The organism is Catellatospora vulcania (assembly GCF_009720385.1).
In the GTDB taxonomy this organism is placed as follows: Bacteria; Actinomycetota; Actinomycetes; order Mycobacteriales; family Micromonosporaceae; genus Catellatospora; species Catellatospora vulcania.
In genome coordinates, this window is sequence record NZ_WARX01000035.1 from 84,044 (window position 1) to 105,793 (window position 21,750).

The following is a 21,750-nucleotide window of genomic DNA, read 5'->3' on the forward strand; positions in this document are numbered from 1 at the left end:
ACCGGCCCGGCCCCGTTTCCCGCCCGTTCCGCGCGACACCCGCCGATCCCCGTCGCGGCGTCAAGCCGAATACAGTTCACCCATGCAGCAACGACCGCTGGGCCGTAGCGGGCTGGTGGTCTCCCGCCTCGCCCTGGGCACCATGACCTGGGGTCTGGACACCGATCCGGACGACGCGGGTGCGCAGCTCAAGGCGTATGTGGACGCCGGTGGCACGCTGCTCGACACCGCCGACGTGTACGCCGACGGCGAGGCCGAAGCGGTGCTGGGCACGCTGCTGGACGCCATGGTGTCCCGCGACGAGGTGCTGATCGTCGCCAAGGCCGGGCTGCGGGCGCGGGCCGGACGCCGCCACGACGGCTCGCGCGGGCACCTGCTGCGCACCCTCGACACCACGCTGCGCAACCTCGGTGTGTCGTATGTGGACCTCTGGCAGGTGCACGGGCACGACCCGGACACCCCCTGGGAGGAGACCCTCGCGGCCCTGGACCACGCGGTCAGCTCCGGCAAGGCCCGCTACGCCGGTGTGTCGAACTTCTCAGGCTGGCAGACCGGCCGCGCGGTGACCTGGCAGCAGGCCTGGCCCGGCCGGGCCCCGATCGTCGCCACCCAGATGGAGTACTCGCTGCTGCAGCGCGGCATCGAGCGGGAGGTGCTGCCCGCGGCCGCGGCGCTGGGGCTGGGCGTGCTGCCCTGGTCGCCGCTGGGCCGCGGAGTGCTGACCGGCAAGTACCGCCACGGCCGCCCGGCCGACTCGCGGGCCGCGTCGCCGCACTTCGAGCGGTCGGTGCTGCCCTACCTGCAACCGCGCTGCTCGGCGATCGTCGAGGCGGTGGCGACCGCGGCCGACGGCCTGGGCGTGTCGGCCGCCGAGGTCGCGCTGGCCTGGGTACGCGACCGCCCCGGGGTGACCGCGCCGATCCTCGGCGCACGTAACGTCGGCCAGCTCGTCGCGGCACTCCAGGTCGAGGACATCCAGCTCCCGCCGGAGATCTCCCGCGCCCTCGACGACGTCTCCGCCATCCCCCTCGGCTACCCCGAACTCGACTAGCCCCACCGTTCCGCCCGCCCTTGATCCACCGACCTGCCCGGCAGGTGTGCGTATCTTGACCCGCCTTTCGCCCGACTGCCTGGCAACTCGGTGGATCAAGACGGCGGACGGCGACTCGGAACGGGATGTTCTGCTGTAATCAGCGCTCGAACGGGCGCAATGCGGCCAGATGGGATCCCCGCAATGCTTGCCTGACCTGGGACACAGGTGCACCATCGCTCTATGGACTACGAATACGCACCGCTGCGGTTACCTCCGGATGTAGATCGGTTGACCGCCGCGGTGCGGCTCGCGATCCAGGCTGAGTACGGCGGCTGGGAACTGGCCCGCGTGCAGCTGATGAAGGACGGCACCCGCAAGGTGCTGCTCCGCCGGCCGCTGCGGGCCTTCCCCCTGCCCGGCCTCTCCGCCTGACCGCCGGACCTGGCCGCCCTCCCGCCTGCCGACCCCGGCGGGACAGCGACGCGTGTCCGCACACCGCGTCGACCCGGCGGCCGGAAACGCAGGCGGCGCGCACCCGTTCCGGGTACGCGCCGCAGTCGACGGGATCAGGACGTCAGTCCTGGTCCTCCAGGATGTCGCCGTTCAGGTGCTCGTCCAGGCGGGCCACCAGCTTGTCGGAGGCGCCCAGCGTGAACGGGCCGTTGGCGTCGGACTCCTCGAAGTCGTCGGGCTCCAGGGACTTGTCCACCTCGGCGACGGTGACGATGCCGTCCAGCGGCTCCAGCTCCGGGATGTCCAGCGCGGCGAGCGAGCCGTCGGAGCTCTGCAGCAGCTCCAGCACGGCGTCGGCGACCGAGGCCACCGGCTCGGAGTCGGCGTCGCTGAGACCGGCCTCACGGCGGGCCAGCTCGGCCGCGTTGATCAGCGCGGACACGCTCGGGATCAGGTAGTCACGACGCTGGCGGACCGAGATCACCTTCGGGTGCGGGTCGGTCGGGGCCTGCTCGGCGGCGACGAGGTCGGCCATGAACCGGTCGGCCTTCTCCAGGTCGATCGGCTCGACCTCCCAGGGCAGCGGCTCGCCGTACGTCTCCGAGAGGGCGTCGTCGTAGGTGACGGCGGCGTTGTTGAACGCCACGTAGGCACGCCAGACGTCATCGCTGTCGACCTCACCCTTGGCGTCGCGTACAGCGGCCAGGTGCGCCCGGGCGGCGGTGATCATGTCTTCCAGCGCGGCCTCGACGGCGGCGTGGTTGTCGCTCATTACTCGGTTACTCCTTCATACGACGAGACAGGCCGGTTCCCGGCCGCGCACGACCGGGCCTAACTCTGCCGCAGGAACCTGTCCAGTACCCGCACGCCGAACTGTAGTCCCTCCACCGGCACGCGCTCGTCGATGCCATGGAACAACGCGGAGAAGTTCAGGTCCGGCGGCAGGCGCAGCGGGGCGAATCCGAAGCAGCGGATACCGAGCCGGGCGAACGACTTGGCGTCGGTGCCACCCGAAAGCATGTACGGGACTGCGTGCGCGCCCGGGTCCTCGGCCTTGAGCGCCAGTGCCATCGCATCCACCAGCGCCCCGTCGAACCCGGTCTCCAGCGCGGGCTGGCGGTGAATCGACTCTATCTCCAGATCCGGCCCGAGCACCTCCGCCAGCTGCTCGCGGAACAGCTCGAACTGCCCCGGCAGGGTCCGGCAGTCGATCGTCGCGCTCGCCCGGCCCGGGATGACGTTGTCCTTGTACCCGGCGGAAAGGCGGGTCGGATTCGCGGTGTTGCGGATCGTGGCGCCGATCATGGTGGCGATCGGGCCGAGCTTGGCGATGGCGGCCTCGGGGTCGTCCGGGTCGATCTCGATGTGCAGCGCCTCGCCGACCTCCTCCAGGAAAGCCCGCACGGTCGGGGTCACCACGACCGGGAAGCGGTGCCGGCCGACCCGGGCGACGGCCTCGCACAGCGCCGTCACGGCGTTGTCGTCGTGCACGAACGAGCCGTGGCCGGGGCGTCCGGTGGCGTGCACGCGCAGCCAGTCGATGCCCTTCTCAGCCGTCTGGATCATGTAGAGGCGCAGGTCGTTGCTGACCGTGTAGGAGAAGCCGCCGACCTCGCCGATCGCCTCGGTGCAGCCCTCGAACAGGTCGGCATGCTCGTTGACCAGGAACGCCGCGCCCCAGTCGCTGCCGGCCTCCTCGTCTGCGGTGTACGCGAGCACGATGTCGCGGGGCGGGACGTACCCGGTCCGCTGCCAGTCGCGCACCACGGCCAGCGTCATCGCGTCGAAGTCCTTCATGTCGACCGCGCCGCGACCCCAGATGAAGTTGTCCTTGATCTCCCCCGAGAAGGGGTGCACCGACCACTCGCTCGCTTCGGCCGGCACCACGTCCAGGTGCCCGTGCACCAGCAGCGCCCCGCGCGAGGAGTCCGCGCCGGGGATGCGGGTGACCACGCTGGCCCGGCCTGGCCGGCTCTCCAGCAGCTGCGGGTCGAGGCCGACCTCGCTGAGCTTGGTCGCGACGTACTCGGCGGCGCCCCGCTCCCCCGCGCTGGTGGCCAGATCACCCGTGTTGGTGGTGTCGATGCGGATCAGGTCGCGGCAGAGGTCGATAACCTCGTCAGTGGCGGGCGTACGCATAAGGATCTTCCTACCAGGTCGGGGCGGAATGTCCCAGCGCAGTACGCGGCAGCTTCCCGCCCGATACCGAACAGGCTAGGCTCACCTAACCCGACGACCGCTGGAGATCTTGTGACCGCCACCCGGCCCGACCCCGCCGGTGAGAGCTTCGCCGACCTGCTCGGCGGACGTCGCGCCGCCCTCGACGCCACGCTGGGCCCGCTTGCCTTCGGCATCGCCTTCGTGGCCGGTGACCGGTCCATCGAGTGGGGCGTCGGCGCGGCGGTCGCGGTCACCGCGGTGATCGGGCTGTGGCGGGTGCTGCGCGGCGACAAGCTCGGGGCGGTGCTGCTCGGCCTGCTCGGCGTGGTCGTCGCCGCGCTGATCGCGCTGTACACCGACCGCCCCGAGGCGTTCTTCCTGATCCGCATCGCCACCAACGCCGCCAGCGCGCTGGCCTGGGCGGTCAGCATCGTGCTGCGGTGGCCGCTGCTCGGCGTGGTCGTCGGCGGCGTGCTCGGCCAGCGCGGCTCCTGGCGGCGCGACCCGGCGCTGCTGCGCGCGTACAGCCGGGCCAGCTGGGTGTGGGTGCTGCAGTACATCGTGCGGCTCGCGGTGTGGCTGCCGCTCTACTGGGCGGGCCAGGCCGCCGCGCTGGCGTTCTCCACCGTCGCGCTGACCTGGCCGGTGGTCGCGGCCTGCCTGGCCGTCAGCTGGTACGTGATGCGCCGCTCGCTGCCCGAGGGCCACCCCGGACTGCGCCACCCTGTGATCAACACGGCGCCCGCCCGGGTTTAGCCTCGGCCGGTGAGCCTCACCACGGAGCCCCTGCACGCCCGCCCGCGCTCGCCCGAGCAGCTGGCGCGGCTGTTCGCGGGAGGCTGGCCGGAGTTCATCTTCCACGACCAGGAGACCGGGCGGCACATCGGACGCGTCCGCGAGTTGTTCGCCGATCTGGAACTGGTGGTGCTGGACGGCGACGAGCCGGTGGCCGCCGGCTGGGCGGTGCCGCTGTGCTGGAACGGCGAGGTGTCCGACCTGCCCGCCGGGTACAACGACAGCCTCGCCCGCGCCCTGGCCGCGTACGACGCGGGACGTGTCCCGGACACGCATGCCGTGCTCGCCGCGCAGGTGCACCCCGACCGGCAGGGCGCGGGCCTGGCCGCGAAGCTGCTCACCGCGCTGTGCGAGGACGCCGCACGGCGGGGTCGCGCCCAGGTGATCTGCCCGGTCCGGCCGACGCACAAGGCCCGCTACCCGCTCACCCCGATCGAGCGCTACCAGGCGTGGACCCGCCCCGACGGGCTGCCGCAGGACCCGTGGCTGCGCACCCATGTCCGGATGGGCGCGCGGGTGCTGGCCGCCGCGCCCCGCTCGCAGGTCATCACGGGTTCGGTGGCCGATTGGGAGAGCTGGACCGGCCTGCGGCTGCCCGACTCGGGCGACTATGTCATCCCCGACGGGCTGAGCACCCTGCGCGTCGACCGCGAGGCCGACACCGGCGTGTACGCCGAACCCAACGTCTGGGTCCGGCACCGCTGACCGGGCTACGCTCCGCAGCACCTCGATAACACAAAGTTCATAGACTGGCCATACGGATGTATGCGCAGTACTGCATACAGTGGTTCACTGGGCTTTGTGGACGGCGAGCCGACTGCGCCGGTCGCCCGATCCGCCGTCGGCAGTCACACCGGACGGCGGCCCCGGCCCGGCACGCGCGTTGCGCAACGCGCTGGTCGGCTCGACGTTCCACGACCGTGGCACAATCTCGCGGATGCGCAGCCCCACGCAGCCTGAGCTGACTCCCGGCGACGTCGCGGCGAAGGTGCGAGCGGCCTTCGGGTCCGGCGTCACCGTCGCCGATGCCACGGAGCTGTCCGGCGGCGGGTTCGCGGCGGTGTGGCGGGCACGCCTGTCCGACGGTCGCGACGTCGTGCTCAAGGTCGGACCGTCCCCGCAGGTGCCGCTGCTCACGTACGAGCACGGCATGATCGCCTGCGAGACGGCGTACTTCCGGCTGGTGGCCGAGCGGGTGCCGGACGTGCCCACCCCGCGCGTGCTGCACCACGGCGACGGCTGGCTGTTCACCACGTTCCTGCCCGGCACGCCGCTGTCGGCCGACCGCGGCGGCGACCACGACGCGGTACGCGAGCAGCTCGGATCCGCCGTCGCCCGGGTGCACACCGTGACCGGCGGCCACTTCGGCTACCCCGGCCCCCGGCCGCAGGCGGCGACCTGGCGCGCGGCGTTGTCTTCGATGGTCGAGGCACTGCTCGCCGACGCGGCGACCTGGCAGGTGGCCCTGCCCGTGGACGCGGACCTGATCCGCGCGGCGGTCGCGGACAGTCCCGAGCTGGACGAGGTCGACCGGCCCGCACTGGTCCACTTCGACCTGTGGGACGGCAACGTGCTCGCCGCGGGCGGCCGCCTCACCGGCCTGGTCGACGGCGAGCGCTACCTGTACGGCGACCCACTCGTCGACTTCGTGTCGCCCCTGCTGCTGCGCCGCGTCGAGGACGAGCCGGAGCACCCGTTCGCACGCGGTTACGCCGCCGCGACCGGCGCGCCGGTGGCGTTCGACGCCCCGGCCCGGCGCCGGCTCGCCCTGTACCGCCTCTACCTCTACCTGCTGATGACGGTGGAGGTGCCCAGCCGCGGCATCACCGACGAGTGGCGGCGGACCGGCCTGGCCCGGCTGCTGGCCGAGGAGGTCCGGCGGCTCGCCCGCTGAGCTGTCAACGCTGTGTTGACAGCGCGCCGAACGGCCGCCGACCATGACCGCGTGACCCCCTCCCCCGCCGCCGACGCCCACTATCGGGCCGGCACGCCCTCCTCCGACGGTGATCCGCACCGCCGTCAGGCCGGCACGCCCTCCTCCGACGGTGATCCGCACCGCCATCAGGCCGGCACGCCCTCCTCTACCGGTGATCTGCACCGCCGTCGGGCGGGCACGTCGGCTCCGGTCAGTGACCTGCACCGTCACCACGCCGGGGCCATCGGGCTGGACCTGCACCGGCGCGTCCTGGCGGCCGCGGGCGCCGGCCCGCACGAGATCGTGGGCGCGCTGGCGGATCTGCGCGACCTGCGCGCCGCGATCGACCACGCGGAGCGGGACCTGCTGGCCGCGGCCCGCCGCCGCGGGGTGAGCTGGGCGCGGGTCGCGGCGGCGCTCGGCCTGCGCACCCGCCAGGCCGCCGAGCAGCGCGCGACGCGGCTGGCCGCGCAGGTGGCCGCGCAATCTGGCGATTGTCAACATTGCGTTGACACCACGCTCGTCGCCGAACTGCGCTCGGCCGCCCGCGCCGCGGCCGGGCAGATGGCAGCGGACCCCTCCTGGGACGGCGTCGAGCCCTGCGCCGCACTGGTTCGGACGGGCCTCACCGCGGCGGTCGACGCCCCGGCAGGAGCGCTGTATTCGCTGGTAGAGCACGCTGTCGACGACCTCTCCGCAGTCGATCTGGACGGCCGTCCGGTGCTGCTGCGGGTCGCCGTGGGCCGGCTGCGCCAGGCCTACCGTGCCGCCACTCCGGGTGCCGCAGACCGGGGTAAGGCCCGCTGACGTCCACATTGACAGGCCCGTACACCCCACCCATGATGAGCCACTCCGGCTCAACTTCAGGGAGGAAACGTATGGGCGGCACGACGGCGGTGCTCGGTGACCGGAACGCACGGCTGTTCCTCGGCGTGACCCTCACCTCGGGGTTCGGCAGCACGGCGATGTCGCTGGCCGCCTCGGTGTGGGTGCTCACGCTGACCGGCTCGGCGAGCCTCGCCGCGCTGTGCGGCCTGTGCGTCTACCTGCCGTCACTGGCCGGCCCGGTGCTGGGCGCCCTGGTCGACCGGCTGCCCCGGCAGCGACTGCTGGTCACGACCAGCGCCGCGATGGCCGCACTCCTGCTCACCCTGCTCGCCGTACGCGGACCCGCGCAGACCTGGCTGATCTTCGCGGTGATGCTCGGCTACGGCGTCGCCTTCGTGCTGCTCGACGCGGGCGAGGCCGCCGTGCTCCAGGCGGCGGTGCCCGCCGACCGGCTCGGCGGCGTGAACAGCCTGCGGATGAGCGTGCAGGAGGGCATGAAACTGGTCGCGCCGCCGGCCGGGGCGGCACTGTTCACGCTGCACGGCGGCTCGTCGGTGGCTGTGCTGTCCGCGCTGGCGCTGGGCGTGGCCGCCGGCTGCTACGCGGCGCTCCGGCCCGGCCCGCTGCCCGTCGCCGCCCCTGGGGACGGCTCGCTGCTGCGGCGTACCCGCGTGGGCATGGGCTTTCTCCGGCGGCACGCGCCGCTGCGCGCGCTGGTGGGGACGGGGTCGGCGGCGGTGGCGATGTCGGGGCTGTCCAACGCGGCGGCGTACCTGGTCATCGTCGGGGATCTGGGGCGGGCGCCCGAGTTCGCCGGGGTGCTCGCCGCCGCGCAGGGCGCCGGGTCGGTCGCGGGCGGGCTGCTGTGCGGGCGGGTGCTGGACCGCCGCGGTGAGCCCGCCGCGGCGTGGTGGGGCGCCGCCCTGTCCGCGCTGGGCCTGGCCCTGCAGTCGGTACCGTCGACGCCGGTGGTCGCCCTGGCCAGGGTGCTGATCGGGGTCGGTCTGCCGTGGACGGTCATCGCCGCGATGACGGCCGTGCAGCGGCACACGCCCGCGGAGCTGATCGGGCGCGTCGCCGCGACGGCGAACACGGTGGTGTTCGCGCCGACGGCGCTGACCATCGCGCTCGGTGCGGGCGCGGTCGAACTGCTCGACCACCGGCTCGTCCTCGGCGTCGCCGCGGCCGGCACGCTGCTGGCCGCCACGCCGCTGCTCACCCGCCGGCACCGCCGAACCGCCACACCCTGCCCCACCGCACCCACTCCCGGTGCGGCGGAGCTGCCGGACCCGGCGACGGTCAGTCCTCGTCGCTGATCCGAACCCCCCGGCGGCTGAGAAATCCCAGCGAGCGCTCCAGCTTGTCCCGGTCCTCCGCCACGATCAGCCGCGCGGTCTCATTGCCGTACGGGTGGAAGAACCCGTCGGCGGCCAGCCTTTGCAGGAACCCGTCCTGCTCGCGCTGCAGCCCCGGGTCGGGCCCGGACTGCCGGGGCGGGCGGGCGAACCCGGCGCGGTCCCGCTCGGCCTGCCGTCGCGGATGACCCGGTGCGGTCCGGTGCCGCTCGACGAACGACGCGAAATCCTGGATCTCCCGCACCGCCGCCTCGACGCCCGCGAGCGCGGCGTCGCCGTAGCGGGCCCACGGCAGCGTGTCGGCGGCGTGGGTGAGGGTGAGGTGGAGCAGGCCGTCCATCGCCATCTCGGCCACGCACAGCGGGTTGGCCCAGACGATCCGGTTGGCCGAGTCCTCGTAGCGCTGCCACGCCAGGTCGCGCAACGTCTCGTGGTCGTCGTCGCCGCGTGGGGCGGCGGCGGGCCAGGTCCGCTCGCTGATGCGCAGCAGGGTCAGCGCGTCGTCCCGGAACCGCGAGTCGGAGCGCGCGGCTTCGGCGAGCATGCCGATCTCGTACACGTGGGTCAGGGCGCGGACGGTCTCGATCAGTTCCTGCGACGTGGGCGCGTCACCCAGGTCGACGGCGAGTCGGAGGGATGCTCGGTCGGGTGCGACAACCTTTGGTCGGGGCATGTGCCGCCTTGCCATCGGAGATCATCTGAGTCTTGGCAGTATCCAGGATGGATCACCGGTAACACCAGGCAACAAAGTGGACCGCATCCGTACACCTGCGAGGAAGGGCACCTTCTTAACGGACGTCCGTTAAGAAGGTGCCCTTCCTTTGCCTGTCGGAGCGGGCGGCGGGCGGCGGGCAGCGGGCAGTCAGGGTGCTGCGGGTGGGTGCGGCGGCCACGGCCGTTCCGGCAGCAGTGCCCGCAGCGGGTGCGACGACTGCGGCAGAGCCCACAGCGGGTGCGACGGCTGCGGCAGTGCCCGCAGGGTGTCGGACACCGCGGGCCGGGGTGGCGGCCACGGCCGCGTGTCGGGCGGGGCGGCCGCTGTCTGCGCGCTCACGAACCCTGCCGCGAGCAGCGCGACGACGCCCAGCGCCAGGGCCGGCAAAGGCCGGCGATCGGACCGGGACACCCGACCACCCCCCATGATCACTCCCTTACCCATTATCTGCCGGTTCGCGCCGGTCGGCAGCCCGACCGGGCGACGATGGGACGGTGACCGGCTGGGTGCTGCACGTGGACCTGGACCAGTTCGTGGCCGCGGTCGAGGTGCTGCGCCGTCCGGAGCTGCGCGGGCGGCCGGTGGTGGTCGGCGGGGACGGCGACCCGACCAAGCGCGGCGTGGTCAGCACCGCCTCGTACGAGGCCCGCGAGTTCGGCGTGCACTCGGGCCAACCGCTGCGCGTCGCCGCCCGCAAGTGCCCGGACGCGGTGTTCCTGCCCGTCGACTCCGCCGCGTACGAGCAGGCGTCGGCGCTGGTCATGGCAGCCCTGCGGGACAGCGGCGCGGTGGTCGAGGTGCTCGGCTGGGACGAGGCGTTCCTCGCCCCGGACACCGGCGACCCGGAGGCCGCCGCCCGCGACCTGCAACGGCGGGTGCGGGACGCGACCGGTCTCGACTGCACCGTCGGCATCGGCGACAACCGGCTGCGGGCCAAACTCGCCACCGGGTTCGGCAAACCCTCGGGCGTGTACCGGCTGACCCGCGCGAACTGGGACGACGTGATGGGCGACCGGCCCACCGACGCGCTCTGGGGCGTCGGCACGAAGACGGCGAAACGGCTGGCCGCACACGGCCTGCACACCGTCGCCGAGCTGGCTGCGGCCGACCCGCAGGAACTGGCCGCCACGTTCGGCCCGGCCACCGGCCCGTGGCTGGTCCGGCTCGCCCACGGCGAGGACGACACCCCGGTGACCGGTGCGCCGTACGTGGCGCGCTCGCTGGGCAAGGAGACCACGTTCCAGACCGACCTGGACGACTGGACCGAGGTACGCCAGGAGGTGCTGGCACTGGCCGTGCAGGTCGCCGACGCGGCGGTGGCGCAGGAGCGGCTGGTGGGACGGGTGGTGGTGAAGGTGCGCTACGCCCCCTTCACCACCCGCACCCACGGCCACACCCTCGACGCGCCGACCACCGACCCGGCCGCGATCGAGCACGCCGCCCTGGCCGCCCTCGCCGAATTCTCCGCCGATCGCCCGGTCCGCCTCCTCGGCGTCCGAGCCGAGTTCACCCCACCGCGCTGACCCCAGCCCCCATACACCCGCACCAATAGACGTCGGCCGATCTGGATGACAAATCGGCGGTCGGAGTCATCTGGATAGGTCAACGTCTATGAGTAACGCAAGCGGCGGAGCGCCCGAGGCCGTTCGGAACGGCCCGGGGTTACTCGGCGGCCTCTTCGGAGGTGCGGCGTTCGGTGTAGAGGTCGGGTCCGTGCTGGGCGCGCAGGGTGCGGATGTCCGACTCGGCCAGGATCGCCTCCGCCTGGGCCTGGGGATCGGCGCTGCCGACGGCCAGTTCCTCGGGCAGCAGCTTCTCGGCGCGTGAAGTGGTGCGGTCCTCGTCCATGCACCACGGCTACCGCGCCACGGCCGTCCCTAAACCTGCTGGTCGAGGCTGGTCACCCGATCGAGCAGCGCCTCGACCACCGCGTGCACGTCCGCGTCGACGACCACGTCGACCGTCGGCCCGTCGGCGGGTTCCAGATCCACCACGGTGCCGCCCCGGCTGGGGCCGTATCCCGCGTCGACGTGAACCCGCGCGGGCCGCGTCGTGATCAGCTCGGGATGCAGGACAGCCAGCACGGCGACCGCGTCGTGCACCGGGGTCACCGCGCCGAGGCCGTGCCGGTAGCCGCCCAGCGCCCGCGCGGTGAGCGCGCCGATCGGGCCGGACCGGGCGAGCACGGCGATGTCCGCGTCGACGAGCCCGGTGCGGCGGGTGACGTCCAGCGGCACCAGGGTGGTCGGCACGGGCACGCCGGGATCGGTCAGCACCCGGTGCGCGGCCTCCGGGTCGAACCACACGTTGAACTCCGCGGCGGGGGTCATGTTGCCCGCGCCGATCGACCCGCCCATCACCACGAGCCGGTCGAGCCGCGCCGCGACCTGCGGGTACAGCGCGTAGAACAGGGCCACGTTCGTCAGCGGACCGACCGCGAACAGGGTCAGCGGTCCCGGTGCGGCGGCCACCGTGGCGGCGAGGAACTCGGCGGCGGGGCGGAGATCGGCCGTGCCGGGCGGTTCGGGCAGCGTGATGCCGCCGAGCCCGCCGTCGCCGTGGGCGCCCCGCTTCTCGCTGACGGGTACGCGTACCAGCGAACGGGCCGCGCCCGCGGCGACCGGGACGTCGCCGCGCCCGGCCAGGCTCAGCACGGACCGGGCGTTGCGGGTGGTCAGCTCGATGCCGACGTTGCCGCCGACGGTGGTGACGCCGCGCAGGTCGAGTTCGGGGCTGGCGCAGACGGTGAGCAGCGCCATCATGTCGTCGATACCGGGATCGCAGTCGATCGCCACAGCGCGTGCCATGCCGCCATCCTCCCCCATCGGGTGATCGGCCGCCGACCTGTCGCGCTCGCGACCCGCGGTATGCCGATTCGGACGGTTGCCAGACCCGTTGCCCCGCAACAAGGTGTCCCCATGCCCGTACCCCGCTACGACGCCGCGCCGGTGGACCGCCCGTCCGGCCTGATCCCTCCTCCTGTCGACCTGTCCGGGGTGACCGAGCTGCGCCTGCACGGCGTCGGCGGCACCACCGCGGAGGACCTGCTCGGCGACCTCGCCCCGCAGCAGGTCTCCGGCGACCGCATCGCCGGCTTCTACCGCACCGCCGACCTGCCCGCCCGCCACGTCGAGGCGTACTCGTGGGGCGGGCTCACCTCGCGCAGCGGGTCGCGGGTGCTGTGGCTGCTGCTGCTGCCGTTCGCGATGGCGAACCTGGCGGGGTGGATGTGCACGCCGAAGACCCACGGCTCGGGCTGGCGGTTCCGGCTGCACCGCACGTTCGTGCGCTGGACCGCGCTCGGCATCACCGTGAACGTCGTGCTGGTCATGGCGATGGGCACCATGGAGCTGCTGGCCTACCAGTGCGGCGGGCGCGACGACTGCGCCGGTGACAACTGGCTGCTGAGCTGGCTGCGCAGCCCGCTGCTGGCCGAGCACGCCGGGCGGCGGGTGCTGATCGGCGCGCTGGTGCCGGTGCTGTTCGTGGCCTTCCTGGCGGTGCTGACCCTGCGCAGCATCAACCGGTACGAGGAGGTGGACCCGCCGTACCAGGTGGGGAACAAGCCGCCGCGCGCCGCGACCAGCGCCGCCCAGCCGAAGCTGACCCTGGCCGACCGCGCCTTCTGGGACGGCCGCCGCAGCGCGTTCGACCTGGGCTGCGCGCACGTCGCGGCGGCGCTGGCGTTCATCGCGCTGGCGCTGGGCTACACCGGGCACGGCATGTTCTACGACGGTGACATTCCGAGGATGGAGGCCCGGTGGGCGATGTACGCCACGCTCGTCCTCGGCGGCGCGGCCGTGCTCGGCGCGCTGGTGGTGACCGCGCTGGACGAGTGCCGCCGGTGGGCGGCCGGGCTGCTGATCGCCCTGGCCGTCGGCGCGCTGGTCACCGCGGCCGTGTTCCTGCTGGCGCAGCCCGAGATGGGGCGGCCCTGGGGTTACCTGCCCAACATGCGGTACACCATCAACTTCGCCTTCGGCGGCATCTTCGGCGCGCTCGGGCTGACCCTGGTGTCCACGCTGCTGGGCGGCTGGAAGCGGGGCATCTTCTTCATCTTCGGCCCGTTCGTGGTGCTCGCCGTCAGCATCGCGCTGCTCAACGCGGTGATGCTGGGCGCGATGCTGCGCATCACCGACCTGTTCGGCGAGGTGAACTCGCTGACGCTGATCCCGGTGGTCGCGCCGCAGCCCGGCGAGCTGTACGTGTACCCGATCATCACCACGCTGCACCAGTACCTGACCCTGGTGCCGCTGGCCATCATCGTGCTGTTCGGCGTCTTCGAGCTGATCGCGTACTGGCGCGCGGGCGCGAGCCGCAAGGCCCGCGCGCAGGCCGAGAAGTTCTACGCCGTCGACCGCTATCCGCAGCCCGGCGCCGAGCCCGACTGGTACGACAACGCGGCCGGGCAGCGGCGCTGGATCGCGAGCGTGGTGCGGGCCCGGGTGGTCGCGCAGATGCCCCGCCACATCGACCGGCTGCTCACCGCCATGGCGATCGTCGGCCTGATCCTGCTGATCGCGATCCAGGTCCGCTACTGGGTGTTCCACCGGCTGCCCTGGGGCACGCAGTGGACGGTCACCGCGGGCAGCTACCTGACCGCCGCGCTGCCGATCCTGGTCGTGCTGCTGCTGCGGCGCGGCTGGACCAACCTGGCCAGCCGCCGCCGCATCGGCGTGATCTGGGACGTGTGCACGTTCTGGCCGCGCGCGTTCCACCCGCTGGCCCCGCCGTCGTACGCCGAGCGCGCCGTGCCCGAGGTGCAGCGGCGGCTGTGGCGGCTGCACAGCAACGGCGGCAAGGTCGTCGTGGCGGCGCACAGCCAGGGCAGCATCATCGCCGCGGCGGCCCTGCTGCAACGCGACAACCTGCCCGCCGAGGGGCAGTACGCGCTGGTCACGTTCGGCTCGCCGCTGCGCACCCTGTACGGATGGGCGTTCCCGGCGTACTTCACCGACTCCGTGCTGCGCTCGCTGGAGCCGCGGCTGCGGGCCTGGCGCAACTTCTACTACGACACCGACTTCATCGGCGGCGCGGCGCTGGCCGCCAAGCCCGAGTCCGCCGTGGACGTGCTGCTGCCCGACCCGGAGACCTGCTGGTACATCTACGGCCAGCCGCTGCCGCTGGCCCGGCGGCACACCGGCTACTGGGACGACCCGGCGGTGTGGCGCAAGGTCGACGAGCTGGCTGCGGCGCTGGCCGCCGGACCGCAGGTGCCCGTGCAGCCCGGCCCGCCGCTTACCGAGTCCGAGGTGGGGCTGTAGTCAGCCGTACACCCGCTCGGCCCAGTAAACCTGCCGGCCGGTGCCGATGTAAGCCACCGCAATCATGATGTCGGACAACGCGATCGGGGCGGCGGCCACGGGCCGCCGCTCCGGCTCGCCGTCCGGGACCGGCGGGAAGGCCGCGACGAACGTGACCTCCCCCGTGGCGGGCGAGGTCGACAGGCAGGTCCCGGTTCCCAGCCAGGTGTTGTCGTCGACCTTGATGTCGCCGGCAGCGCGCAGCCACGGATACTCCTCCGCCACCCGGTTCTGCACAGCGTCGCCACCCGCGACGACCCGGATCCCGGTCGAGGAGACACCCCAGACGTGGTTCGGCTTGAGCTGGACGCGCTTGTCCACCACGAAGATCATGAACCAGCCGTTGTCGTGCCAGTCGGTGCTGCTTTCCGGCGCGGGCCGCCACGTGAGCCGCCCACCGACAGCCATCCATCCCTCACCGGTGGAGAACTGCACGCCGTGGTACTCGCCGTCGGGCTGCTCGCCGGACGGCAGCAGCTCCGCGGTGACGGCGAATCCCAGCCCCTCAGGACCGTACGGGGGCTGCTCGTGTCCCCGGCGGTAGACGGCGAACCCAGCCGCCAGAGCCACCACGAGCACCGCCGCACAGACCGCCAGACGCCCCCGAGACATGCGTGGCAGTACACCACGGGCGGGCAGGACCGCGCGGCCCCGCAGCGGTCATACCCGCGTGCCGTCCCCGCGCGAGCCGTAGGCGGGGCCGAAGAACACCAGCAGGGTCAGGTCCTCGGTGACGTCCACGAACCGGTGCTCCTCCAGCCCCGGTACGAAAACGACCGAACCGGGGCCGACCGCGGCCTCGCCGCCCGGTGTCACGATCCGGGCCCGGCCCGCGGTGACCACGTAGACCTCGTCCTCGGTGTGCGGGCTCTGGTCGTCGACCCCGCCCGCCGGAATGCAATAGGTGCCCACGGACAGGTCCGGCACCTTCAGGTGCTCGACCCAGTCGTTGGCCGTGCCGGCCGGCGGCGGCGTCCACCGTCCGGCCCCTTCGATGATCTGCATGGCGGCCAGCCTAACCATCCGCCGTACACACGCATCGGCCTCACCCGCTCGCCGCATTCTGCAAGAAGTTGACCGACGGCGGCCGCCCCAGCACGCCACAGGCTCATGAGTGGAGCACCGTGACGCTCCGTGGCACGCCGGTGGCCAAGCCCTCGAACACGCTCACTGGCTGGGCAAACGGATCCAATGTAGCCATCGATGGGCACTCGCGCCAGACCCTCGAAACATCTTGCAACACTTGCGAATTGAGATCTTCACAACAGCCGTTTCAGCTGATATCCATATGCGATCGATCGCCCCTGACCCGGAGGACGACTTGACCCGATCGCGCCTACTGACCTTCACGGCGAGCCTCGCCACCGCCTTCACCGTGATGGTCGCCCTGGCGGCAACCCCCGCCCAGGCAGCTTCCACCGTCCGCTACGTCGCCCTCGGCGACTCCTACGCCTCCGGCGTCGGCGCCGGCAGCTACACGTCCGAGAGCGGCGCGTGCCAGCGCAGCACGAAGGCCTACCCCGCGCTCTGGGCCGCCGCCAACGCCCCCGCCTCGTACGCCTTCGTCGCCTGCTCCGGCGCGACCACCACCAGCGTCACCAGCTCGCAGCTGTCCGCCCTCAGCAGCTCCACCACGCTGGTCAGCATCTCCGTCGGCGGCAACGACGTCGGCTTCGCCAACATCATGAAGACCTGCGCCCTCCAGGGCACCACGCAGTGCGTCGCCGCCGTGCAGGCCGCCGAGGACAAGGCGCGCTCGTCGCTGCCCGGCCTGCTCGACACCGTGTACAACGCGATCCGCGCCCGCGCGCCCAACGCCCGCGTCGTGGTCCTCGGCTACCCGGTCTTCTACCAGCTCGGCACCACGTGCGTCGGGCTCAGCGCCACCTCCCACGCGAAGATCAACGAAGGCATCAACCTGGTCGACGACCTCACCCGCACCGCCGCCGGGCGGCACGGGTTCGTCTTCGCCGACGTGCGCTCCATCTTCGTCGGCCACCAGCTGTGCAGCGGCGACAAGTGGCTGCACGCCCTCAACTTCGCGAGCCTCAGCATCTCGTACCACCCGATGGCCACCGGCCACTCCGGCGGCTACTACCCCGTCTTCCGCACCGCCGCCGCCTGACCGATCGGAGGAAGGGCACCGTCTTGACGCTCCGCGTTGTAGAAGGTGCCCTTCCTAACGCACAGGGCGGCGCGAGCAGCGGGAACGGGACATGATCCCGGCCGAAGCAGGCGCCGCGCCTTCAGCGGGGCGTACGCGCCGGGGTCAGACCACGTTCGAGCAGTTCCGTGGGCAGCACGACGGTACGCGGCCGTGAGCGGTCCCCGTCGATACGGGCGAACAGCAGCTGGGTGGCCCGGCGGGCCAGCTCACGGGTGTCGTACCCGATGACCGTCAGCGGCCGCGGCATGAGGTGAGACAGCTCGAAGTCGTCGAACCCGACCAGGCCCGCGTCGCTGCCCCGCCGCCACAGCTCCTGGACGGCCCCGACGGTGATGCGGTTGTTCAGGGCGAGGAACGCGGTCGGCGGGTCCGGCTGGGTGAGCATGTCGGCGACGGCTGTCGCGGCCGTGGCCGGGTCGCGTACGCCGCCGCGGACCAGCGCGCCGTCGTAGCCGATGCCGGCGTCGGCGAGGGCGTCCTGCGCCCCGGCCAGGCGTTCGCGCATGGTGTGCACGTCGACGGAGTCCAGCAGCACGCCGATGCGGCGGTGGCCGTCGGCGACGAGTCTGCGTACGCCGCTGCGCGCGCCGCCGCGGTTGTCCAGCAGCACCGCGTCGGCCTCGATGTTGGTGCCGGGCCGGTCCAGGAACACCACCGGGATGCCCATCTCGACCTGCGAGTTCAGGAACGAGTGGTCGCAGCCGGCGGGCACGACGAGCAGCCCGTCGACGCGCCGTGAGCACAGGTCGCGCAGCAGCTGCTCCTCGCGGACGGGGTCCTCCTCGGAGGAGGCCGACAGCAGCAGGGTGTCGCGGTCGCGGGCCATCTCGGCGGTGACGTGGGCGATGGTGGAGTAGAACGGGTTCGTCAGCTCTTCGATGACCAGGCCGATGGTGGCGCTGGCCCGGCCGGCCCGCAGCGCGCTGGCCATGTGGTTGCGCTGGAAGCCGAGTTCGGCGACGGCGGCGAGGACCCGATCGGCCATGGCGCGCTGCACGTGCGGCTCGCCGTTGACCACCCGGGAGACGGTCTTGAGGCTGACTCCGGCGAGCCGGGCCACGTCGACCATGGTGGGGCGCCGGCCGGCCCGCGCCGGGGGTTCGTTGCGCTCGCTCGTCACGGCAGGAACGGTACCTGGTTGTCGAGGGCGGGGCGGCGAACCTTGGACAACGTTGTCATACTCTCCTCAACGCCCGCCTCCTCCAGGAGCCCCCATGCCGCACCGCGCTGCCGGACCGCTCGCTCTCGCCGTCGACATCGGCGGCACCAAGATGGCCGCCGGGCTCGTCGACGCCGACGGGACCGTGCTGGCCGCCGACCGCATCCCCACCCCGCGCCCGGCCCCGGGCCCGGACGCGGGCGAGCAGGTGTGGGCCGGCCTGTCGGCGATGCTCGACGGACTGCTCAAGGCGGCCGCCGACCGTCCCGTGATCGGGGTCGGCACCAGCACCGCCGGGCCGTTCGACCTGGCCGGGGCGACGGTGAGCCCGGTCAACATCACGGCCTGGCGCGGCTTCCCGCTGGTGGACCGACTCGCCGCGCAGGTGCCCGGGGTGCCGGTGCGGCTGGCCGGCGACGGCGTGTGCGCGGCGATCGGCGAGCACTGGCGCGGCGCGGGCCGGGGCCACGACGACCTGCTGGTACTCGTGGTGTCGACCGGCGTCGGCGGCGGGCTCGTGCACGGCGGGCGGCCCTTCACCGGGAGGTCCGGCAACGCCGGGCATGTCGGTCACATGGTCGTCGACCTGGACGGCGACGACTGCCCGTGCGGCAGCCGCGGCTGTGTGGAGGCCATCGCGAGCGGGCCGAGCATGGTGCGGCACGCGCTGCGGGAAGGCTGGCGGCCGACCGGCGACGGCACCGCCCGCGACCTGGCCGGCGCGGCGCGCTCCGGGGACGTGGTGGCGCTGCGGGCGTACACCCGGTCCGCGGACGCGCTCGCGGCCGGCATCGTCTCGGCCGCCGCGATGTGCGACCTGAACCAGGTGGTCATCGGCGGCGGCGTCGCCAACGCCGCGGACCTGCTCTTCCCTCCGCTCAAGGACGCCCTGGCCCGCTACGGCCGCCTCGGCTTCCTCCAGGACATCGCCGTACGCCCCGCTCACCTCGGCGGCGACGCCGGCCTCGTCGGCGCAGCCGCCCTCATCCACTCCCCCGACCCCTACTGGCCCACCCGCTGACTAGTTGATCATGAAGTTGTGGCCATGACACGCCGTCGAGCCGTGCCATAAGTTCATGATCAACGCGCCGCGATGCGGCGGGTCAGCGGGTGATGGGGGTGTCGAAGAGGGCTAGGCGGGGGTCGGCGGCGAATTGGGTGATGGACATGCCCAGGGCGGGGTTGCGCTGGCTGGCGGGTTGGGCGGCGAAGGGGTCGGGGGTGTTGGTGATGGTGACGATGACCAGGGAGTGGCCGGTGTAGACGGTCACGGTCCAGAGTTGGGCGTCGGGGCCGAGGGCGAAGCCGGCGCGGCGGTCCTCGGGTTGCTCGCGGACGCCGTACTGCTCCAGGATCGCGCCGTTGTCCAGTTCGGTGCTGAAGCCGCACCAGGTCAGGCGTTCGCAGTGGCTGAGGTCGGGGACGTACGTGGTCGGCGCCACCGAGATGGTCAGGGTGCCATAGCCGTTGCCGTTGACCAGTTGCAGGCTCACCGTCAGCGCGCCGGGGGCCAGCGCCGGGTCGGGTAGCGGGGCTAGTTCGCGGGTGTCCCCGCCGTCGGCCAGGCCCAGGTCACTGCGGCGCAGGCCGAGCGGGTTGACCCGGGTGAGCATCAGTTCGGCGGCCAGGCAGGCGAAACGCTCGGTCAGCTCCTTGTCCGTGGTGACCGGCTCGGCCTGGGCCAGCGGCATCGCGCCGGACAGCACCGCGAACCGGTCGACCCCGGCCCGACCCCCGGCCTGCGGCGGCGCGGGCGGCACCGGCGAGCGGGTCAGCGACGGCAGCGGGGTCGGACCGGGCACCCCGGCCATGCAGTCGACCTCCTCGGGTGGCGGCGTGCCGCCCGGATCGGGCCGCAGCACGAGCACCGCGAACCCGACCCCGGCCGCGAGCGCGACCGTCAGCAGCGCGCTGACCGCGAGGTCGCGGCGGCGCAGCCGCCGTCCGGCGGTGACCAGCTCCGCCGTGGCCAAGCCCAGCGGCGGTTCCAGACCTTCGGCCGGTTCGCCGGGCCGGTGCCGGCGCAGCGCCCGCAGCAGGGTCCGCTGGGCGTACGCCTCGGGCGGCTCGAACCCCAGCGAGGGCCAGCGCCGGTACAGCCGCAGCAGGGTACGCCGGACGAGTTCCTCGGCCACCGCCCAGTCGCCGCACCGCTGGCGCGCCTGCCGCCGCAGCGCGGGGGCCAGCGCGGTGGCGAACTCGGCGTACTCGTCCTCCCAGGCTCGCATCTCGACAGTTAACACAATGGATGCGTCCCGGCGGCAGGGCATCCCGGCTGGTGGTTGGCTGTTACTGTCGCGGCCCTGTCCACGGGAGGAAACCTTGACCGACGCCGCCGCGCCCCACCCCGCGCCCGCCACCAGGCTCCGACCGGCGGCGGTGACCGCGGCGACCTGGCTGCTGGCCGCCGTGGCCGCCGCCTACCTGATCGACGCGATCATGATCATTGCCGGGTCCGGCGAGTACCCGGATCGGGTGCGAGCGGCGATGGAGGAGTCCGGTGTCTCCCCCGCGGCCTGGTCGTTCCTGAGCGGGATCGTCAGCGTGATGCCGGTCGTCGCCGCGGGTCTGACCATCGTCTCGGCCGTGGTGGTGCTGGCGATGGCCGCCGCGGTCGCCCGCGGCAGTTTCGTCGGCCGGATCCTGACCTGGGTCGCCGTCGGTTTCGCGCTGCTGTGCAACGTGTGCGGGCTCGGCTCGGCGGGCACGCCGTCGTTCAGCAGCGTCGCCTACGTCAACGCCAACAGCCGCGACCGCACCGGGGTCCACGTGTTCGCACAGCGCCTGCCCGAGGCGTACCCGGACTGGTACCGGCACACCAGCCTGGCGCTGTTCACCTTCGGCATGCTGGCCATGATCGCCGTCGCGGTGCTGCTGGCCATGCCCGCAGCCAACGCCTGGTTCCGCCGCGTGCCCCGCCTCAAGACCGGCCCCTACGGCGCCCCGGTCGGATACCCCGCCCACCCGGGCGGCCAGTACCCGGCCGCACCGGCTGCGCTCACCCCCGAGCAGGTCGCGGAGGCGCTGAGCACCCTCGAACGCCGCCGTCAGCGGGGCGAGCTGACCGACGAGCAGTACGCCGCCGAGCGCGCCCGCCTGAACGGCTGACTACCGCACCCGGCGTACGACCGCCACCACCTTGCCCAGCACGACCGCGTCGTCGCCGGGGATCGGGTCGTACGCCGGGTTGCACGGCACCAGCTCGACATGCCCGCGGCTGACCCGGTACACCTTCACCGTCGCCTCGCCGTCGATCATCGCCGCCACGATCTCCCCGCTGTACGCGGTCGGCTGCTGGCGGATCACCACCACGTCGCCGTCGCAGATCGCCGCGTCGACCATCGAGTCGCCGCGCACCCGCAGCGAGAACAGCGTGCCGTGGCCGACCAGGTCCCGCGACAGCGTCAGCGTCTCCTCCAGGGACTCCTCGGCCAGGATCGGCCCGCCGGCGGCGATCGTGCCGAGCAGCGGCACCTGCACCGCAGCCCCCCGCTGGCGGGGGATGCCGTCGTCGTCGAGCGGCAGCCGCAGGCGCAGCGCCCGCGGCCGTCCCCGGTCGCGTTGCAGCAGCCCCTTCTCCTCCAGCTCGCGCAGGTGGTAGGCGACCGATGAGGACGCCGACAGGCCCACCGCCCGGCCGATCTCGCGCAGGGTCGGCGGATAGCCGTTGCCGGCCACGCCGTCGGAGATCACTTCGAGGATGCGCCGCTGCCGCTCGCTGAGCTTCGAATGCACCCTGGCAGGCTAGCGGATCAGCCAGGCATAAGCCGCATATCACCCTCGGCCTCGGCGCGGACCGCGCGTACGGCACCACCGCATCGGCGGGCCGCGGCGTATTCCTTTCGTTGTTACCGTGAGAGACACGTC

Annotated in this window: 23 protein-coding genes; 12 read left to right on the plus strand and 11 right to left on the minus strand. The window is 72.9% G+C overall.

Going from position 1 to position 21,750, the window contains the following annotated elements; translation table 11 throughout:
- Window positions 1–82 precede the first annotated feature (82 nt).
- Window positions 83–1,051: an aldo/keto reductase gene (locus F6W97_RS38090; RefSeq protein ID WP_155375450.1), complete on the plus strand. Its 969-nt coding sequence runs from the start codon at window positions 83–85 to the stop codon at window positions 1,049–1,051.
- A 222-nt stretch (window positions 1,052–1,273) separates the two neighbouring features.
- Window positions 1,274–1,465: a DUF5703 family protein gene (locus F6W97_RS38095; protein ID WP_155375451.1), complete on the plus strand. Its 192-nt coding sequence runs from the start codon at window positions 1,274–1,276 to the stop codon at window positions 1,463–1,465.
- 142 nt (window positions 1,466–1,607) lie between these two features.
- On the opposite strand, the gene F6W97_RS38100 is transcribed toward F6W97_RS38095, so the two are convergent.
- Both F6W97_RS38100 and F6W97_RS38105 read right to left on the minus strand, forming a co-directional pair.
- Complete coding sequence (locus F6W97_RS38100; RefSeq protein WP_155375452.1) at window positions 1,608–2,258, minus strand: hypothetical protein; 651 nt, start codon at window positions 2,256–2,258, stop codon at window positions 1,608–1,610.
- Between the two features lie 59 nt (window positions 2,259–2,317).
- The gene (locus tag F6W97_RS38105) at window positions 2,318–3,625 is read right to left on the minus strand and encodes a M20/M25/M40 family metallo-hydrolase (protein WP_155375453.1); all 1,308 of its coding nucleotides are present in this window, start codon (window positions 3,623–3,625) and stop codon (window positions 2,318–2,320) included.
- A gap of 111 nt (window positions 3,626–3,736) precedes the next feature.
- Between F6W97_RS38105 and F6W97_RS38110 the strand changes: the two genes are divergently transcribed.
- From F6W97_RS38110 to F6W97_RS38130, 5 genes are all read left to right on the plus strand, one after another.
- Window positions 3,737–4,402 (plus strand): DUF3159 domain-containing protein, encoded by a 666-nt coding sequence (locus tag F6W97_RS38110; protein ID WP_155375454.1) that lies wholly within the window; start codon window positions 3,737–3,739, stop codon window positions 4,400–4,402.
- Window positions 4,403–4,411: 9 nt separating this feature from the next.
- Entirely contained in the window at window positions 4,412–5,146 is a 735-nt protein-coding gene (locus F6W97_RS38115; protein ID WP_155375455.1) for an N-acetyltransferase, read from the plus strand.
- Window positions 5,147–5,378: 232 nt separating this feature from the next.
- Entirely contained in the window at window positions 5,379–6,335 is a 957-nt protein-coding gene (locus F6W97_RS38120; RefSeq protein WP_155375456.1) for a phosphotransferase family protein, read from the plus strand.
- Window positions 6,336–6,386: 51 nt separating this feature from the next.
- Window positions 6,387–7,163: a hypothetical protein gene (locus F6W97_RS38125; protein WP_155375457.1), complete on the plus strand. Its 777-nt coding sequence runs from the start codon at window positions 6,387–6,389 to the stop codon at window positions 7,161–7,163.
- Window positions 7,164–7,234: 71 nt separating this feature from the next.
- On the plus strand, window positions 7,235–8,500 hold the full coding sequence (locus tag F6W97_RS38130) for an MFS transporter (RefSeq protein ID WP_196279518.1): 1,266 nt from the start codon (window positions 7,235–7,237) through the stop codon (window positions 8,498–8,500).
- Here F6W97_RS38130 and F6W97_RS38135 read toward each other — a convergent pair.
- Together F6W97_RS38135 and F6W97_RS38140 are read right to left on the minus strand one after the other, a co-directional pair.
- Window positions 8,484–9,212: a hypothetical protein gene (locus tag F6W97_RS38135; RefSeq protein ID WP_155375459.1), complete on the minus strand. Its 729-nt coding sequence runs from the start codon at window positions 9,210–9,212 to the stop codon at window positions 8,484–8,486. The two genes, F6W97_RS38130 and F6W97_RS38135, sit on opposite strands and share 17 nt — an antisense overlap.
- A 189-nt stretch (window positions 9,213–9,401) precedes the next feature.
- Entirely contained in the window at window positions 9,402–9,665 is a 264-nt protein-coding gene (locus F6W97_RS38140) for a hypothetical protein (protein WP_155375460.1), read from the minus strand.
- An 83-nt stretch (window positions 9,666–9,748) separates the two neighbouring features.
- Between F6W97_RS38140 and F6W97_RS38145 the strand changes: the two genes are divergently transcribed.
- Complete coding sequence (locus tag F6W97_RS38145) at window positions 9,749–10,777, plus strand: DNA polymerase IV (protein WP_155375461.1); 1,029 nt, start codon at window positions 9,749–9,751, stop codon at window positions 10,775–10,777.
- A 139-nt stretch (window positions 10,778–10,916) separates the two neighbouring features.
- Here F6W97_RS38145 and F6W97_RS38150 read toward each other — a convergent pair whose 3' ends face one another.
- Together F6W97_RS38150 and F6W97_RS38155 are read right to left on the minus strand one after the other, a co-directional pair.
- Entirely contained in the window at window positions 10,917–11,102 is a 186-nt protein-coding gene (locus tag F6W97_RS38150) for a hypothetical protein (protein WP_155375462.1), read from the minus strand.
- A gap of 29 nt (window positions 11,103–11,131) precedes the next feature.
- A complete protein-coding gene (locus tag F6W97_RS38155; RefSeq protein ID WP_155375463.1) occupies window positions 11,132–12,061 on the minus strand; it encodes a nucleoside hydrolase in 930 nt (309 codons plus the stop codon).
- Between the two features lie 111 nt (window positions 12,062–12,172).
- Between F6W97_RS38155 and F6W97_RS38160 the strand changes: the two genes are divergently transcribed.
- Complete coding sequence (locus F6W97_RS38160) at window positions 12,173–14,518, plus strand: ZIP family metal transporter (protein ID WP_155375464.1); 2,346 nt, start codon at window positions 12,173–12,175, stop codon at window positions 14,516–14,518.
- On the opposite strand, the gene F6W97_RS38165 is transcribed toward F6W97_RS38160, so the two are convergent.
- Together F6W97_RS38165 and F6W97_RS38170 are read right to left on the minus strand one after the other, a co-directional pair.
- Window positions 14,519–15,169, minus strand: coding sequence for a hypothetical protein (locus F6W97_RS38165; RefSeq protein WP_155375465.1), 651 nt, complete (start codon window positions 15,167–15,169; stop codon window positions 14,519–14,521).
- A gap of 48 nt (window positions 15,170–15,217) precedes the next feature.
- Window positions 15,218–15,562 (minus strand): cupin domain-containing protein, encoded by a 345-nt coding sequence (locus tag F6W97_RS38170; protein ID WP_155375466.1) that lies wholly within the window; start codon window positions 15,560–15,562, stop codon window positions 15,218–15,220.
- A gap of 316 nt (window positions 15,563–15,878) precedes the next feature.
- On the opposite strand from F6W97_RS38170, the gene F6W97_RS38175 reads away from it, so the two are divergent.
- A complete protein-coding gene (locus F6W97_RS38175) occupies window positions 15,879–16,682 on the plus strand; it encodes an SGNH/GDSL hydrolase family protein (RefSeq protein ID WP_155375467.1) in 804 nt (267 codons plus the stop codon).
- Between the two features lie 121 nt (window positions 16,683–16,803).
- Here the strand turns inward: F6W97_RS38175 and F6W97_RS38180 are convergent, their stop codons facing one another.
- Entirely contained in the window at window positions 16,804–17,793 is a 990-nt protein-coding gene (locus F6W97_RS38180; protein WP_155375489.1) for a LacI family DNA-binding transcriptional regulator, read from the minus strand.
- A 145-nt stretch (window positions 17,794–17,938) separates the two neighbouring features.
- On the opposite strand from F6W97_RS38180, the gene F6W97_RS38185 reads away from it, so the two are divergent.
- Window positions 17,939–18,904, plus strand: coding sequence for an ROK family protein (locus F6W97_RS38185; protein WP_155375468.1), 966 nt, complete (start codon window positions 17,939–17,941; stop codon window positions 18,902–18,904).
- An 82-nt stretch (window positions 18,905–18,986) separates the two neighbouring features.
- Here F6W97_RS38185 and F6W97_RS38190 read toward each other — a convergent pair whose 3' ends face one another.
- Window positions 18,987–20,111 (minus strand): sigma factor, encoded by a 1,125-nt coding sequence (locus tag F6W97_RS38190; RefSeq protein ID WP_196279519.1) that lies wholly within the window; start codon window positions 20,109–20,111, stop codon window positions 18,987–18,989.
- Between the two features lie 94 nt (window positions 20,112–20,205).
- Between F6W97_RS38190 and F6W97_RS38195 the strand changes: the two genes are divergently transcribed.
- Window positions 20,206–20,991 (plus strand): SHOCT domain-containing protein, encoded by a 786-nt coding sequence (locus F6W97_RS38195; RefSeq protein ID WP_155375470.1) that lies wholly within the window; start codon window positions 20,206–20,208, stop codon window positions 20,989–20,991.
- Here the strand turns inward: F6W97_RS38195 and lexA are convergent, their stop codons facing one another.
- The gene (gene lexA, locus F6W97_RS38200; RefSeq protein ID WP_155375471.1) at window positions 20,992–21,618 is read right to left on the minus strand and encodes a transcriptional repressor LexA; all 627 of its coding nucleotides are present in this window, start codon (window positions 21,616–21,618) and stop codon (window positions 20,992–20,994) included. It abuts the gene before it with no gap.
- Between the last annotated feature and the right edge of the window lie 132 nt (window positions 21,619–21,750).

Coding starts and splice junctions, on each gene's coding strand:
- F6W97_RS38090 (WP_155375450.1), top strand. CDS start 83: ATGCAGCAACGACCGCTGGGCCGTAGCGGGCTGGTGGTCTCCCGCCTC.
- F6W97_RS38095 (WP_155375451.1), top strand. CDS start 1,274: ATGGACTACGAATACGCACCGCTGCGGTTACCTCCGGATGTAGATCGG.
- F6W97_RS38100 (WP_155375452.1), bottom strand. CDS start 2,258: ATGAGCGACAACCACGCCGCCGTCGAGGCCGCGCTGGAAGACATGATC.
- F6W97_RS38105 (WP_155375453.1), bottom strand. CDS start 3,625: ATGCGTACGCCCGCCACTGACGAGGTTATCGACCTCTGCCGCGACCTG.
- F6W97_RS38120 (WP_155375456.1), top strand. CDS start 5,379: ATGCGCAGCCCCACGCAGCCTGAGCTGACTCCCGGCGACGTCGCGGCG.
- F6W97_RS38130 (WP_196279518.1), top strand. CDS start 7,235: ATGGGCGGCACGACGGCGGTGCTCGGTGACCGGAACGCACGGCTGTTC.
- F6W97_RS38135 (WP_155375459.1), bottom strand. CDS start 9,212: ATGCCCCGACCAAAGGTTGTCGCACCCGACCGAGCATCCCTCCGACTC.
- F6W97_RS38150 (WP_155375462.1), bottom strand. CDS start 11,102: ATGGACGAGGACCGCACCACTTCACGCGCCGAGAAGCTGCTGCCCGAG.
- F6W97_RS38155 (WP_155375463.1), bottom strand. CDS start 12,061: ATGGCACGCGCTGTGGCGATCGACTGCGATCCCGGTATCGACGACATG.
- F6W97_RS38160 (WP_155375464.1), top strand. CDS start 12,173: ATGCCCGTACCCCGCTACGACGCCGCGCCGGTGGACCGCCCGTCCGGC.
- F6W97_RS38165 (WP_155375465.1), bottom strand. CDS start 15,169: ATGTCTCGGGGGCGTCTGGCGGTCTGTGCGGCGGTGCTCGTGGTGGCT.
- F6W97_RS38170 (WP_155375466.1), bottom strand. CDS start 15,562: ATGCAGATCATCGAAGGGGCCGGACGGTGGACGCCGCCGCCGGCCGGC.
- F6W97_RS38180 (WP_155375489.1), bottom strand. CDS start 17,793: ATGGTCGACGTGGCCCGGCTCGCCGGAGTCAGCCTCAAGACCGTCTCC.
- F6W97_RS38185 (WP_155375468.1), top strand. CDS start 17,939: ATGCCGCACCGCGCTGCCGGACCGCTCGCTCTCGCCGTCGACATCGGC.
- F6W97_RS38190 (WP_196279519.1), bottom strand. CDS start 20,111: ATGCGAGCCTGGGAGGACGAGTACGCCGAGTTCGCCACCGCGCTGGCC.